This is a genomic window from Mesorhizobium sp. M7A.F.Ca.CA.004.04.2.1 (assembly GCF_004022825.1).
Taxonomy (GTDB): Bacteria; Pseudomonadota; Alphaproteobacteria; order Rhizobiales; family Rhizobiaceae; genus Mesorhizobium.
Window position 1 is genome coordinate 1 of sequence record NZ_RZPH01000013.1, and the last position, 15,068, is coordinate 15,068.

Genomic DNA, 15,068 nt, shown 5'->3' on the forward strand with positions numbered 1-15,068 from the left:
ATCGAGTGGCATGATGCGAATCACTCCGTTGCGATGGGTAGCCCAAAAAGCCAGACAGCGGCCAGAGGTGCAAGTGCATGCGAGGTCAAGATTTGTGATGACCGTTTTGCACAGCGTGGCTCGGGCGCTGCGCGCGCCAGATCTGACCGCAGCGAGCTCGCCGCTCCCGCCGATAGCGGCTGCGCGCTGGTTTACCGGCTCGTGCTTGGCTTTCCGCCCTCCAGCCTCTATGTTGCGACCGCAGATCGCGCAATTGGTTTTGAAATGCCTCCCGATATACCAGCTAGTGACTTGAAAAAATAAGGAAAAGCGCTTGGCGACAGCCAAGTCTGTTTTCCTAAAACTCACAAGCTATTTTTGTCAGGGACAGTGCAGCCGGTCAGGTTGCGGCACCTTCGAAAACCAGAGGTCATAAATTGAGCGATGCAATTGCGGACGTTTTGAACTGGCTTGACAGCAGGACCGACATCCAGAGCCTGAGAGCCGCGGTGTGCGACCTCAACGGCATCATGCGCGGCAAGCGCATTCCCGTCGAGCAGGCAAGAAAGGCGCTGGAAGGCAAGCTGCGCATGCCTTTTTCGCTGATCGGGCTCGACGTCTGGGGCGAGGACATCGAAGGCAACACACTGGTATTCTCGACCGGCGATGCCGACGGACTGTGCCAGTGGACGGGGCGCGGCATTCTGCCGGTGGCCTGGACGGCGCATCCGACAGCGCTTGTCCCGCTCTGGCTGGCCGACGAAAGCGGCGCGCCCTATCTCGGCGACCCGCGACGGGCGCTGGCCCGCATCCTCGATCGCTACAAGGCCTTGGGCCTGACCCCGGTCGCGGCAACGGAACTCGAATTCTACCTCGTCGATCCGCAGTCGCAGCGGCCGGTCGGACCGGTCTCGCCGGTGACCGGACGCCGTCTCGATTCCGACGCGGCGCTGTCGATCGACGAGATCGACGACTTCGAATCCTTCATCCATGACGTCTACGAGGCCTGCCGGACGCAAGGCATTCCCGTCGACACGGCCATCGCCGAAAACGGCGTCGGTCAGTTCGAAATCAATCTGAACCATGTCGCGGACGCCTTGCGGGCGGCTGACGATGCGGTGCTGTTCAAGCGCACGGTGAAGGGCATTGCCCGCAAGCACGGCTTTGCCGCCTGCTTCATGGCTAAGCCCTATGGCGACCGCGCAGGCAACGGCTTTCACGTTCATTTCAGCCTGATCGACGGCGAAGGGCGCAACGTCTTCGATGACGGCACCGACCAGGGTTCTGAGACCATGCGCCATGCGGTCGGCGGCCTGCTTGCGGCAATGGCCGAAAGCACGCTGGTGTTTGCGCCGCACTTCAACTCCTACCGCAGGCTGCGCCCGAGATCCTATGCGCCGACCGCAGTCGCCTGGGGTTATGAGAACCGTATGGTGGCGATCCGCATTCCCGGCGGGCCAACCGGTGCGCGCCGCATCGAGCATCGCGTTTCGGGAGCCGACGCCAATCCCTATCTGGTGCTAGCGGCCATATTGGGCGCCGCACTGACGGGCATTGAAAGACAAATATCGCCAGGGGATCCGATCGGCACCGACGGCCAGGGACTCCCGCCGGCAAAGCTGCCGCCGGACTGGGCATCCGCGATCGCCGCCTTCGAGAGCGGGACGCATGTGGCGGAGATTTTTCCAGCCATCCTGCGCGACTCCTTCGTTGCCTGCAAACGCCAGGAATTGAACACGTTCGCGCTCAATGTCAGCGATTTCGAAATCGAGACATACCTCGAAAGTGTTTGAGGCCTGACGGCCCCAGCGGTATTGGTTCCGGCCGATTTTCGAGCAGCCGCAAAGCACTTGCGGTGGGGTCGCTAACCGGGCATAAACATGATGGTTTTTATCATGTTATGGTTGGGATCACAGGACTTGACCTTCGTTGCGCGCATGGAAAGCCGGATTGAGGGCTTTTCAGTCATTGGCGATCTGAAATGGCATGTCTGGGACGGCGTGGTCGCCGACCTCTGGGATGTCTCATGCGGTGACAAGGCCGAAGGCTATTACGTCTCTCCCGACCCCCGGCTGTTCGTCGCGCTCGATGTGGATGGCGACGGCGCTTTCTTCGTCGAAGGCGCCAAGGGCGAATTGCGCCGCCACGACCAGGCTTTTTCCATGGCCTACATACCGGCCGGCGTGCCGATCCGCGGCCGGGTCGAGGGGCTACGGCGGATCCGGCATCTCGACCTGCATTTCGACGCCGCAGCGCTGACGCGCCGCTTCGGCCGCAGCCTTGACCACGAGGCCTTGCGGATGTCGCGCTTCCAGTTTCGCGACGACCGGATCGCCATGCTTGCCGGCATGATCGCCGCCGAATGCGGCAACGACCGGCCTCTGCATGATCTCTATGGCGAGGGCTTGCTCAATGCCTTGTTCGCAAGCCTGTTCCAGATAGACCAGCCTGATACCGCCAGGCGACGGTCGCCGCTCTCGCGCCGCAAGCTGCGCCTCGTCACCGACTACATCGACGCGCATTGCCTGGACAGGATCCGGCTTGCCGATCTCGCCGCGCTGACCGGCCTGTCCGAAACCGCGATGAGTCATGCCTTCAAGGCGGCGACGGGCGTGCCGCCGCATCGTTGGCAGATGCAAGCGCGGGTCGACAGGGCCAAGGCGATGATGGCGCGTGACGCCGCTTCACTTGGCGACATCGCCGAGGCAACGGGTTTTTTCGACCAGGCGCACCTGACGCGTGTGTTCAAGTCGATTGTCGGCGTGACACCCGGCGCCTGGATGAGGAGCACCAGTCGCCAGTGACATTTCCGCAACATCACACCGTGATGTCCCTCGTTTGGACAAGAATGGACAAACTGCCCAATTCCGTCCAATGACCTGCAGATAAGTTGAGATAAATCATCAAGTATCTCAATGTCGACAGGCGGGGACTTTCCTGATGAGCAGAACTTACCGGATGAAGGCGCTTCTGGCGGCCAGCGTCGCCGCAGCCGCGATGATCCCGCCAATGGCCGCGTTCGCGCAGTCGGTGCAAACCAGCACCCAGCTTGAACCGGTGGTGGTCGAGGGCGAGGCCGGCGACGGCGCGGCCGGACCGGTTAAAGGCGTCGTCGCCAAAAAAAGCAGGACCGGCTCCAAGACGGCGACCGACATCAAGGACATCCCGCAATCCGTGTCGGTGGTCGGCCGTCAAGAGATCGACGACCAGGGCGCACAGAAGGCCGACGAAGCCTTGCGCTACACGGCCGGCGTCTTCGCGCAGCCCTTCGGCCCCGACAGCGACACCAACTGGCTGTACATCCGTGGTTTCCAGGCGACGGCCACCGGCACCTACATGGATGGGCTGCAGCTGTTCAGCTACGGCTTCGGCGGCTTTTATGTCGACAGCTTCGGGTTGGAGCGCATCGAGGTGCTGAAGGGACCGGCCTCCGTACTCTACGGCGGCAGTAATCCCGGTGGCCTGGTCAACTATGTCAGCAAGCGGCCGGACTTCGAACGCACGCGCTATGTCGAGACCGGCGTCAACGACGCAGGCAATGTCTATCTCGGCTTCGACATTGGCGACGTGGCCAAGGATGGCGCGGTCAGCTACCGGATGACGGGCAAGGTCGCCGGCGGCGATACCTACAGCGACCTGCAAAATGGCTGGCGCGGCTTCATCTCGCCAAGTATTACGTGGAAGCCGGACGAAGCAACCACGCTGACCATCCTGGCCAATTACAGCCACATCGACGAAAACCACAATGGCGGCAGCTTCCTGCCCTATAGCGGGACGGTGACGGACCACATTGTGGACGGCGTGAATTATGGCCGCATCGACCCGGATGCGAATTTCACCGAGCCGAGCGTCGATCTCTACAAGCGGGAACAGGGCTCGATAGGCTACGAGTTCGAACACACATTCGACAATGACTGGACGGTGCGCTCTAACGCCCGCTTCACCGCCGCTGATATCAATGAAGTCAGCGTCTATCCGAATGGCTGGTCAACCATCGGAGGGCCTACCGATCTGGCCCGCATAAATTTCGACCATGACACCACGGCCAAGACCTTCCTGGTAGACAACCAGATCGAAGGCAAGGTGGTGACCGGTCCTGTCGAACATACGATCCTGGCCGGCATAGATTTCAAATATTACAACATCGACCAGGTCCAGTCGTCTGGCCTCTACGACGAAAACTATGACAACCCGATCGACGCCTTCCATCCAGTATACGGCTCGCCACTGACGCCACGTGTCAGCTACCTCAACCAGGACCTGACGCAGAAGCAGCTCGGCTTCTATGCCCAGGACCAGTTGCGCTTCGGCGATGGCTGGCTGGTGACGCTGAACGGCCGCTACGACCGTGGCTGGCTCGACGCCGACAATCGTCCGACCTACTACAGCAGCAGCTCCAGTTCACAGAGCCAGACTGTCGGAGATTTCTCCGGGCGAGCAGGACTAGCCTACGAATTCGACAACGGCGTTACCCCCTATGCCAGCGTCGCTACCTTCTTCAACCCGATCATCGGCACCGACGCGTTGGGTAATCTGTTCAAGCCGGAGGAAGGCACGCAATACGAAGTTGGCGTGAAATACGTACCGACCTTTGTCGATGGCCTGTTCACCCTGTCGCTGTTTGACCTGACGCGCCAGAACGTCCCTTCCAATGTCACTCTGTTCACGCAGATGCAGACCGGTGAAGTGCGCTCTCGCGGCGTTGAACTCGAAGGCAAGGTGAACGTGACCGACGATTTCCGGGTCACGGGTGCATTCACGGCCTACGACATCGACATCACCAAGGACGCCAACCCGGCGCTCATCGGCAAGACGCCCTTCATCGTGCCCGAAGTCATGGCTTCCGCCTCGGTCGACTATACGTTCCGCAGCGACTGGTATGACGGCATCTCGATCGGCGGCGGCCTGCGTTATGTTGGCTCTTCGTGGGCCGACAATGAGAACACGGCCAAAGTGCCGGCGGTCACGCTGGCCGATCTGAAACTCGGCTACGAGAAGGAGAATTGGGGGATCGATCTCAACATCACCAACCTCTTCGACAAAACCTATGTGTCGAGCTGCCAGACGACGCTGACCTGTTCCTATGGCGAAGGCCGCTCGTTCAAGCTGAAGGCGCATACGACTTGGTAGTCGACTTGGTTACAGCTTGCCAAACAAGCCAGTGATGATCCATCTGCCCAACAGACGGCAGGTGCTTGCGCTGGCGGCCGCGGCATTGCTGCCACCGGTCGCCGCCAGGGCCGCTACACCGCGCGTTGCAGCGATCGACTGGGGCATGCTGGAGACGTTGCTGGCGCTCGGCATCGAGCCGGTGGCGGCGACCGAACTGATCCAGTTTCGCAAGATCGCGGTCGAGCCGGCAGTGCCCCAATCGGTGACCGATCTCGGGCTGCGCGGCGCGCCCAATTACGAGCTGCTGCGCATCGTCGCGCCTGATGTCATCGTGATCTCCAATTTCTACGAATACCAGCGCCCGATGCTCGAACGCATCGCGCCGGTGTTTGCGCAAACGGTCTACGAGGCCGGCGTGCCGCCTTATGTGCTCGCCGAGGCAGCGACACTGGCCCTGGGCGAAAAGCTGGGACGGCAGGCCGAGGCGGAGCGCTATACCGATGAGACCGCTGATGAAATCGCGCGGCTGCGCGGCACCTTGCCGCGCGCTTCCGGGCGTCCGGTCTTCGTCATCAGCCTAGGCGATAGCAGGCATTTTCGCGCCTTTGGCCGCGACTCCATGTTCGGCGATGTGCTGACGCGTCTCGGCCTGGTCAATGCATGGACCGACGAGACGAGCTACAGCGCGGCGGCACCCGTCGGACTGGAGGCGCTGGCGCGCGTGCCCGAGGCGTCGATCCTGATCGTTTCGCCACTGCCGGCGGATGTCGGGCGTTCGCTTCCGACAAATGCCTTGTGGAACGCTCTGCCGGCGGTGCGTCAGAACCGCGTTGCCGTCCTGGAGCCGGTCAACCACTTTGGCTGCCTGCCATCGGCACGCCGCTTCGCGCGTCTGGCGACGGCCGCCCTTGCCGGGCAGGCCCATGGCTGAGCGCACTAAAAGCGATCACGCCGCGACGAGTGCCGCGCTGTTGCCAATCGCCCTGTGGGGCCTCCTCGCGGCTGTGGCAGCGCTCCTGTTCGCATGGCGGGTCGGCATGCAGTGGCCGGCTCCACTGCCGGGCGGCATCGGTCTCGACCGCGTCATCCTGCTCTACAGCACGCTGCCGCGCGGCGCGGTGGCGGTGCTGGCGGGCGCCGTGCTCGGCCCGTCCGGCCTGCTGTTGCAGCATGTGCTGCGCAACCCGCTGGCCGAACCGTCGACGCTTGGCATCTCGGCCGGCGCGCAGCTGGCGATGACGATCGTCTCGCTTTACGCACCGCTGCTGATGGAGCGGTCGCAGGGCCTGGTCGCCTTCGCCGGTGGCATCGCCGCGGTGCTGCTGGTGCTGGCATTGACCTGGCGGCGCGGGCTGGAGCCGGTGTCGGTCATGCTCGCCGGGATGATGGTGGCGCTGACCGCCAGTTCCGTCAGCGCAGCACTGATCCTCGCCAATGGCGATTACCTGTTTTCGCTGTTCATCTGGGGCGGCGGATCGCTGGTCCAGCAGGACTGGGAGCCGACCATCGCGCTGACGGTCAGGCTGGCGGCCGGCGCGGTTGCCGCATTGATGCTGCTGCGGCCGCTGACCATTCTTGGTCTCGACGATGCCTCGGCACGCAGCCTGGGCGTCGCCCGTCACTCAAGCCGCTTTCTCATCATCGCGCTTGCCGTGTGGATGGCGACGTCAGTCGCGGCAGAGGTTGGCGTCATCGGGTTCGTTGGTCTTGCAGCGCCGGCGCTGGCCACGCTTTCGGGCGCCCGCACACTGCGCCAAAAACTGATCACCGCGCCGCTGATCGGCGCCGTGCTGCTGTGGCTGACGGACGGGCTGGTACAGCTGGCCGCCGGTTCCGGTGGCGAACGCATTCCGACCGGCGCCGGCACCGCCCTGCTCGGCGGTCCGCTGCTGCTGTGGCTGTTGCCGCGGCTGCGCCTTCTCGAATGGCCGCATCTCGGCTCCAAGGGGGCAGCACCGCGCAAGGCCAGCCGGCCCCGGCTCATCATCCTGCTTCTGCTTGGGCTGGCGCTTGTCGCTGCCATCGTGGCGCTTGTCGTCGGGCGCGGCCCGGACGGCTGGTCTATTGCTGGGGGAGACCTGTTAACCGATCTCGCCGCGTGGCGCGCGCCGCGGATCGGCGTGGCGGCCGCCGCCGGCGCCATGCTCGCGGCCGCCGGCGTCGTCATCCAGCGGGTCACCGGCAACCCGCTGGCGAGCCCCGAAGTGCTTGGCGTCGGCACCGGCGCCGGTGCCGGCCTGACAGCCGTGCTGATGGTCAGCGCCACGGCCGATCTTGGCTGGCAGCTCGCCGGCTCAGCCCTGGGCTCACTGGTGGCCTTGATTGCCATGCTGGCCCTTGCCGCACGAGCAAAGTTCGGTGCCGAGCGGCTGCTGCTTGCCGGTATCGCCATGAGCGCGCTGTGCAGCGCTGCGATCACCGCGACGATCGCCATGGGCAACGCGCAGTCCTACATCCTGTTGCGCTGGCTGAGCGGCTCGACCGGCCAGGCGTCGGCGCTCGATGCAGGGCTAGCACTCGCCTGTCTGTTGCCGCTGACGCTGCCGCTGTTCCTCGCCGCGCGCTGGCTCGACATCCTGCCGCTCGGGTCCGACAGCGCACGCGGGCTGGGCGTGCCGGTCGCCGGCGGACGATTGATGCTGATCGTCGTTGCCGCGCTGCTGACCGCGCTGGCCGCCATGGTCGTCGGACCGTTGAGCTTCGTCGGCCTGATCGCGCCACACCTTGCCCGTCTGGTCGGCTTTTCCCGCGCCCGCGTCCATCTCGCCGGAGCGATGCTTCTGGGCGTCCTGCTGATGATCGTCTCGGACTGGCTGTCGCGCATGGCGGCCTTTCCCTACGAACTGCCCGCCGGCCTGTTCGCTTCGCTGCTTGGCGGGCCGTATCTCGTCTACCTGCTTGCCAAGGGCGTGCCGCGCCAGGGCTGACGGGTTCCGAAATGCTATGAGGTTCTATCCATAGGGCTAGGCCAGTGCGGCCAAGCTGGCGCGCATCGATCGGTCATGTTCCGGCAGCCGTGATACGGTCGGCAGGCCGCGGGCTTCCTGGGCACCGAAGCCCAACCGTGTCAGACAGGCGCGCGCCAAGGCCGCATTGCTGTCGATGACGACCAATCCATTGACACCGTTGAGGCTGGCGGCCACCACCGACAGTTCGGTGCAGCCGAGCAGGGCTGCATCGGCGCCGGCCGCTTGCGCGATGTCGAGCGCGCGCTCGGTTTCAACCGCCGCATCCGCGATCGAACCTGCCTTGACGAGGCTGATCGCGCTGTCGACGCAGGCCTGAAACTCGGTGTTCGCGGGAAGGCAGAGCTCAAATCCCGCCGCCGACATCCTGTCCTGATAGAAGCCGGAGACCAGCGTGCCTTGGGTGGCGAGAACAGCAACCCGGCCCTGATCCAGGCTGCGACGCGTCTCCGTCACCACAGCATCTCCGATATGGATGATTTCCGCGCGCGAATTCGCCGCCAGTTGGCTGTACCAATGGTGGGCGGTGTTGCACGGCATCGCGATGCGGGCGACGCCGAGCGCATTGAGCGTCGCGACCGCGGCTTTCAAAGGCGCCAGCGGCCCATCATGGCCGGCAAGGATCGCTTCGGTCCTGTCGGGCAGCTGTGGGACACTGAGGATCACGGCAGGCACATGTTCGTTGTCTCTGAGCGCCTGGGTCATCCGGGTCAGCTTGAAGTAGAAATCAGCCGAAGCAAGCGGCCCAAGACCGCCGATAATGCCGAGCTGGGGACGGATGCTGTCGTCGATCATCTGACAGGCTCGGCTTCGAGCTGGTCCGAGGCGGCGTCAGGCTGCGTCGTCTCCCTGTGGCTGGGAGCGATCATTGCCGTGCTCGCCGCGACGGTGCAGACGCTGGCCAGCGTCATGAACGTGTCGACGGCTGCATCCACCGCGACGAACAGGACGAACGCCGCCTCGAAGGGAAGCTTCAGGTAGCCGCAGACGATGGACATCTGGGACAGGATGAGCAGGCTGCCCATACCGCCGGTGGTGAGCGCGAGAAGCGCTGAGATGATGCCGACGAGCACGAGGTCCGAGACTGCAAGCTGGTGGCCGTAAAGCTGGGCAATGAACAGCGCACCCGAGGTGTAGAGCAGCGCCGGGCCAGTGCGCAGCAATGCCGCCTGCAGCGGCACGAGCAGTTCGACCACCACCAGGCTGAACCGCAGGCGCTCGCTCAAAAGGTTGATGACCCATGGCAGCGAAGCGACCGTAGAGCGTGTGGTGATGGCCACCATGAGAAGCGGCTGGCAGGTCTTGATCGTGGTCCAGTAGCTTCGTCGCGACCGGATGGCGATAATGGCAAAGGCCCCGGCAACGAATATGAGGCAGGAAAGACCCATAACCAGCAGGTAACCGCCCATCAGCGTGAGCGGCTTGGTTCCGGTCGACGCGGTCTGGTCCGCGATCAGGATGAAAGTTGCAAAGGGCAACCCCCAGATGAACCAGTTGGTGAGCACCGTGCAGGCCCGGTAGACCGCGTTGAGCGCCTGGGTCAGGCTCATGGACGAAGGCTGGGGAATCTTCCCCATCGCGAGCCCGAAAAGCAGGCAGAACAGCAAAACCTGGATGGTCTGGCCCGAGGCCAGCGCGTTGAAGACGTTGTTCGGCACCAGGTCGAGCAGGATCGAGTGCCCGCCATTGGGGTCGCCATTGGAGGGCGGCGGCTGGAACGGGAAGGCGAGATCGGTGGACACGCTGCCTTGCGAATTGATGAACTCGCCAAGCTCGATGCGCGACTGCGGATTCTCGATCTGGCCCGGCTGCAGGATCAGCGACAGGGTGCCGCTCACCAGCACGCTCAGGAACGACACGACCAGCACGGCCATACCCACCTTGCCGAGGTAGCGGACCGATTTGGGATCCTGGACCATTGCCGTGATGGAGAAGATGACCGACGAGACCAAATAGGGCAGGACGACCATCTTGAGGAAATTCAGGTAGAGCTGTGCGACAGGGCTGATCGCATGGGCAAAGTCTGGATAATAGAGGCCGCACAATATCCCTGCAGCAATCATCACAATCGTCGTCACGGGCGAGCGCAGGATACGCCTTGCCGCGAGGCGCCAGTCGAAAGGCAGGGGTCCGGCTACCTCGGAGATGGCCATGTCAGGCTTTGCTCCCCAGGCGATAGCGGGCGATGATCTCATCCGTGTTGAGAATCTGCTGACCCCGCGCGAGATCGAGATAGAGATCGACAAAGGCCGCGAGGTGCGGATTGTCGGGCCGCACGCCGACTGCGATCGTATCGACCTTGTCGGTCAGCGTGATCGAGCGCGCGACAACCGTCATCGACGGATCGTCGACCATCAGCTTCTTGATCTCGAAATCATCGCGATAGGCCATGTCGATCGTCCCGTTTCGGATCGCATCGATGATCAGATCCCAGCTTGCCAGGCGGTGGATTTGCGCATGCGGGAAGGTCGTGGCCGCATAGGTGGCGAATGAAGAGCCCTCGATCACGCCAAGATCGCCTGAGAAATCACGGACGATCTGTTCGGCCGGTTTGCCTTGCGCGATACGCGCCAGGTTGAGGCGGTTGGCGATCAGCCCTTGCCGCAGCATGGCGTAGGGGCGGGAATAGATGATCGACCGGCCGCGCTGAAGCGTCCGGCTGAGCTTGCCAATCGCCATGTCGGCCTGTCCGGAACTGACCTGACTGACGATATCGTCGAACGTTGCGGCGGATCGGTCGAATACCGGCTCGACGCCAAGCGCCGCGGCGATGCCGTGGGCCAACTCCATGTCTATGCCATCGTCCCCCGATCCGTCGGCCGGAAAGAACGGATTGGAAGCGAAGGCCGGCATTGCGATGCGCAATGCATCGCCGCTCGCGATAGGTTGAGGGGCGTTCTCCGCCTGCTGTCCCGGAGTGCTGGCTGCGCGGGCTTGCGAGATCAGCACCCCGCCGCTCCCGGCCGCAAGCAGTGTACGACGTGTAACCGACATGCGCGTTCTCAATTAACCCGGGAAAGCTGCAACATGCACAACCCGCGTTAAACAAACGTGTATATTACACTGAGCCTTTTTATGTATCGGACAAGCAGCTTAGCGCCACAAAATATCAGCATTGCCTAATATATTAGGAAAAGCGGAAGGATCGCGTTGCTTCCCGCCGGGCGATCGTCTGGATTGTCAAAACGTCTCGACCCAAGGCCGTAACTCAAGCTCCGAGCTCCAGGCGCTGCGATGCTGGCGATGGACCGCGAGATAGGCCTCGGCGATAGCGTCCGGCGACAGGCGGCGGTCCTGTAGGTCGGGATCGGCTGCCTGTCCGGGCGGCGCGATCTGGCCGTCGATAATGAAATGGGCGACGTGGATGTTCTGCGGGGCGAGTTCGCGGGCCATGGACTGCGCCAGGCCGCGCAGGCCGAATTTCGGCATGGCAAAGCCGGCCGAGCCGGGAAAGCCCTTCACACTGGCAGTGGCGCCGGTGAACAGGATCGAACCGGATCCCCGGACAAGCAGCCGGCGCGCCGCCTGCTGGCCGACCAGGAAGCCGCCATAGGCGCCGACCAGCAATGCCTGTTTGACCGCTTCCGCATCGAGCTCGGCGATCGGGCCGCGTGTGCGTGCGCTGGCGTTGAACACCACGAGCGCCAGCGTGCCGGCCTTGTCGGCGGTGTCGAACAGCCTGGCGACGGACGCAGCGTCGGCGACATCCGTCTCAACGGCCAGAGCACCGGTTTCGCCGATCAGAGCGCTGAGCTTCTCGACGTTACGGGCGGCCAGAACCACGCGAAAGCCTTCCCGGGTGAGAAGGCGCGCAAGCGAGGCGCTCAGACCAGCGCCCGCGCCTGCAATAACGGCCACATTGGATGAGGTCATGATTTTCTCTCCCTTGCGGATTTCGGCGGAAGCGTTCGCCAGACCAGACAAGGTCGCGCCTTCGGGGCTGACAGGCAAGAGGTGGCATCTCGTTGGCTGTTGAACCAGACGGGCTGCAGAAACGACGTTGCGCGGTCCAATATCGCCTGTGGAGCTACGAAAGCCGCTCGGCCTTCAGCACCGAGACCGCCACTTCGAAAGGGACAAGGCTTGGACCTTGCCCGCCGCCCGGATTCATTAGACCAACATTTTGGCGGTAGAATCGTCAGGTTTCGTAAAGCTGTCGGCGATCTCATCAATGGGACTGGAGCGTGGTCCCGAAAAGTGGGAAACGGTTTTCGGAAAAGATTATGCTCAACAAGGAAACGATTATGGAACCAATCTGGGCCGTCGGCCTGATGACCGGCACGGTGCTGGACGGCAACATCGACGTCGCGCTGATCAAGACCGACGGCGAACGTATCGAGGATTTCGGCACCTATCGGCTGATGCCCTATCCTCCGTCGATCCGCTCCCTGCTGGAAGAGACGCTGACGGAGGCGCGGGCGTGGAACTTTGACGGGCCGGAGCCGGCGATCTTCCGCACCGCGGAGGAAGCCCTGACGCGTGCCCAGTCAGCAGCCGTCAAGGAATTGGTCGAAGGCTATGGCATGACGATGGCCGATATCGGCGTCGTCGGTTTTCACGGCCAGACCGTTCTGCATCGCGCGCCGCAGGTTGGACGGCTGGGCCAGACAAGGCAACTCGGCGATGGTGAGCTGATGCATGCCATATTGGGTACCAAGGTCGCTTACGATTTCCGCTCGGCCGACATGCGCGCCGGGGGGCAAGGCGCGCCGCTGGCCGCGGTCTATCACACCGCGTTGATGCGCGGCGCCGGCGCCAATGGCGAGGTGGCCGTACTCAATCTCGGCGGCGTCGCCAACATCACCTGGTGGGATGGCGCCGACAATGTCGTTGCCTTCGACACCGGCCCCGCCAACGCGCCGCTGAACGATTTCATCAAGTCGAAGGGGCTCGGCGAGATGGACCGCGACGGCGCGCTCGGCGGTGCGGGCAAGGTGGACGAGGCGCGGCTGGCCAAGCTGCTGCAGCACCCCTATCTCACCAAGCCCTATCCCAAATCGCTGGACCGTTTCGACTTCGGCGCCGCCATGGCGGACGGGCTGGATGCGGAGGATGGCGCGGCACTGCTGACCGCCTTCACCGCTGGAGCCGTCGGCAAGGCACTCGACCTCTTACCAAGCCGTCCTAAAAAACTGGTGGTCAGCGGCGGCGGCCGCCACAACCCGACCATGATGGCGATGCTGACCAGCCGTGCCGGCGTCGAAGTGGTGCAGGCCGAGAGCCTCGGCTGGAGCGGCGATGCGGTCGAGGCGGAGTGTTTTGCCTTCCTCGCGGTGCGCGTGCTGCGCGGCCTGCCAATCAGTTTTCCGAGCACGACCGGCGCACCGCGGCCGATGCGGGGCGGAAAACTCGCCAGTTAGAGCCTCTTCCATCCCGGAACGGGATGGGATGACCTTTCCCGCCCGGCCGACTTTCAGGCGATGCGGCTTTTTGCTCAGGTTTTGCAGTCGAAAGGTCTTCGGAATAGTCGAAAAGCTTTTCCGCCGGGACCCACTGTCATCCAACCGTTAAGAAGAATTAATACAAGACAACAGCGATCTTGTTTTCAGCTGACGCCTCATTTCGCAGGCGTATGGCCATTGATGCGCGCCTGCATAGCGGCGGCAGTATAGTTGGGATTCAATTTATGTTGTCAGCAGGTTTAGCTTTATTGCGCGGTGCACGGCCGACGATTTCGGGGGCGGCAGCTGCGCTCGCCCTTGCAATCATCGGGGCCATGATCGGATCCGCTGCGCGGGCTGAGCCCATTCGCGGTGCGGGGTCGACACTGGCCGCGCCGATCATCGGCAAGTGGGCAACGACATACAAGGCTGCACGCGCCGACGGCGGCGACTTCTTCACGCTGGACTGGACCGTCGATTATGAACCGGTCGGATCCCTTGCCGGCCTGATGCGGCTTGCGCAGCCCGAACTGGATTTCGCCGCCACGGATGTTCCCGTGCCGGCTGATGATCTCGCCAGGAACGGCCAGCAGCAATTTCCGATCGTCATGGGCGGGATCGCGGTGGTCGCCAATCTCGATGGCCTGCCGGAGCAAGGTCTGCGCCTCTCCGGCCCGGTGATCGCCGACATCTATCTGGGCAAGATAAAGTCCTGGTCCGATCCTGCGATAAGGGTGCTCAATCCCGACATAGCCCTTCCCGATCTCGCCATCGGCGTCATCCACCGGCAGGACGGTTCGGGCTCAACCTATGTCTTCACCGAGTTTCTGTCATCGACAAGCGAAGACTGGAAGACGAAGCTTGGAGCCGACACTCTGATCGACTGGCCGCTCGGGACAGGCGCGGAAGGTACGCAAGCGCTTCTTCGTGCCGTGGCTGCGAGCAAGGGGGCGATTGCCTACGCCGAATACGGCCAGGTTCTTCGCGCCGGCCTTCCCTTCGCAGCGGTCCAGAACAAATCCGGCAAGTTCGTCAAACCGGACCCGCAGGGCGTGCAAGCAGCGGCCACCTCCGTCGCCTGGGGGGAAACGACCGACTTCTTCGCCTCCCTCACCAATCGCAGCGGAGATGGTGCGTACCCGATCAGCACGGCGGTGTTCGCCGTTGTCCAGGTCTCGGGGCGTTCGGAACATCGCTATCGCCGCGTGCATGATCTTTTCCGGCTCGCCTTCGCGCAAGGTGCCGGCGACGCCACCGCACTCGGCTATGTGCCGCTGCCGAAAGCGCTCATTGGCCAGATCGAACAGTATTGGGCAAGGCAATTGCCGGTCGGAAACTGACCCGAACGAAGCTGCCTTGCGCAGCAACTGAACTTCATACCGCGTCGTCGTGGCGACTTGTTGGGGACTGCCTGAAATGGACATAGATATCTTCAAGGACATCCTCGTGCCGGTGATCGGCGGCTTGGGCATCTTCATGCTCGGTCTGGATTTCATGGCAAACGGCATCCAGGCGCTGTCGGTCAACCGGATGCGCGACTTTCTCGCCAAGGCAGCCGGTACGCCGGTCAAAGGCGTGCTGGCGGGGACGCTGATCACCGGCGTCATCCAGTCGTCGACGGCGATGAGCG

The 15,068-nt window shown here is 63.3% G+C and carries 12 protein-coding genes and 1 pseudogene; 9 read left to right on the forward strand and 4 right to left on the reverse strand.

Annotated elements, in window-relative coordinates:
• From EN893_RS38575 to fhuB, 6 genes are all read left to right on the forward strand, one after another.
• Positions 1-303: hypothetical protein (locus tag EN893_RS38575; protein ID WP_206640079.1), on the forward strand; the 303-nt coding region annotated here is incomplete at its 5' end.
• Between the two features lie 113 nt (positions 304-416).
• On the forward strand, positions 417-1,772 hold the full coding sequence (locus EN893_RS01515) for a glutamine synthetase family protein (protein ID WP_127268594.1): 1,356 nt from the start codon (positions 417-419) through the stop codon (positions 1,770-1,772).
• 126 nt (positions 1,773-1,898) lie between these two features.
• Positions 1,899-2,783 (forward strand): AraC family transcriptional regulator, encoded by an 885-nt coding sequence (locus EN893_RS01520; protein WP_164748641.1) that lies wholly within the window; start codon positions 1,899-1,901, stop codon positions 2,781-2,783.
• 136 nt (positions 2,784-2,919) lie between these two features.
• On the forward strand, positions 2,920-5,109 hold the full coding sequence (locus EN893_RS01525; RefSeq protein WP_236383127.1) for a TonB-dependent siderophore receptor: 2,190 nt from the start codon (positions 2,920-2,922) through the stop codon (positions 5,107-5,109).
• A 34-nt stretch (positions 5,110-5,143) separates the two neighbouring features.
• Positions 5,144-6,022, forward strand: a complete 879-nt coding sequence (locus tag EN893_RS01530; RefSeq protein WP_127268593.1) for an ABC transporter substrate-binding protein — start codon at positions 5,144-5,146, stop codon at positions 6,020-6,022.
• Positions 6,015-8,018 (forward strand): Fe(3+)-hydroxamate ABC transporter permease FhuB, encoded by a 2,004-nt coding sequence (gene fhuB, locus EN893_RS01535; protein ID WP_128361380.1) that lies wholly within the window; start codon positions 6,015-6,017, stop codon positions 8,016-8,018. The genes EN893_RS01530 and fhuB overlap by 8 nt, the downstream gene beginning before the upstream one ends.
• Before the next feature lie 36 nt (positions 8,019-8,054).
• Here fhuB and EN893_RS01540 read toward each other — a convergent pair whose 3' ends face one another.
• The 4 genes from EN893_RS01540 to EN893_RS01555 all read right to left on the reverse strand — a co-directional run bounded on the left by EN893_RS01540 (position 8,055) and on the right by EN893_RS01555 (position 11,930).
• A complete protein-coding gene (locus EN893_RS01540; protein WP_127268228.1) occupies positions 8,055-8,852 on the reverse strand; it encodes an amino acid racemase in 798 nt (265 codons plus the stop codon).
• Positions 8,849-10,210, reverse strand: coding sequence for a cation:dicarboxylase symporter family transporter (locus EN893_RS01545; RefSeq protein ID WP_127268227.1), 1,362 nt, complete (start codon positions 10,208-10,210; stop codon positions 8,849-8,851). Before EN893_RS01545 ends, EN893_RS01540 begins: the two co-directional genes overlap by 4 nt.
• A gap of 1 nt (position 10,211) precedes the next feature.
• The gene (locus EN893_RS01550) at positions 10,212-11,051 is read right to left on the reverse strand and encodes a transporter substrate-binding domain-containing protein (protein WP_164900685.1); all 840 of its coding nucleotides are present in this window, start codon (positions 11,049-11,051) and stop codon (positions 10,212-10,214) included.
• A 186-nt stretch (positions 11,052-11,237) separates the two neighbouring features.
• The gene (locus EN893_RS01555) at positions 11,238-11,930 is read right to left on the reverse strand and encodes an SDR family NAD(P)-dependent oxidoreductase (RefSeq protein ID WP_127268226.1); all 693 of its coding nucleotides are present in this window, start codon (positions 11,928-11,930) and stop codon (positions 11,238-11,240) included.
• 371 nt (positions 11,931-12,301) lie between these two features.
• Here EN893_RS01555 and EN893_RS01560 point away from each other — a divergent pair, with 371 nt between their 5' ends.
• The 3 genes and pseudogenes from EN893_RS01560 to EN893_RS38920 all read left to right on the forward strand — a co-directional run.
• A complete protein-coding gene (locus EN893_RS01560; RefSeq protein WP_127268225.1) occupies positions 12,302-13,417 on the forward strand; it encodes an anhydro-N-acetylmuramic acid kinase in 1,116 nt (371 codons plus the stop codon).
• Between the two features lie 356 nt (positions 13,418-13,773).
• On the forward strand, positions 13,774-14,778 hold the full coding sequence (gene pstS / locus EN893_RS01565; protein WP_127379225.1) for a phosphate ABC transporter substrate-binding protein PstS: 1,005 nt from the start codon (positions 13,774-13,776) through the stop codon (positions 14,776-14,778).
• A 76-nt stretch (positions 14,779-14,854) separates the two neighbouring features.
• Positions 14,855-15,068, forward strand: a pseudogene (locus tag EN893_RS38920) (Na/Pi cotransporter family protein); the annotation flags it as partial.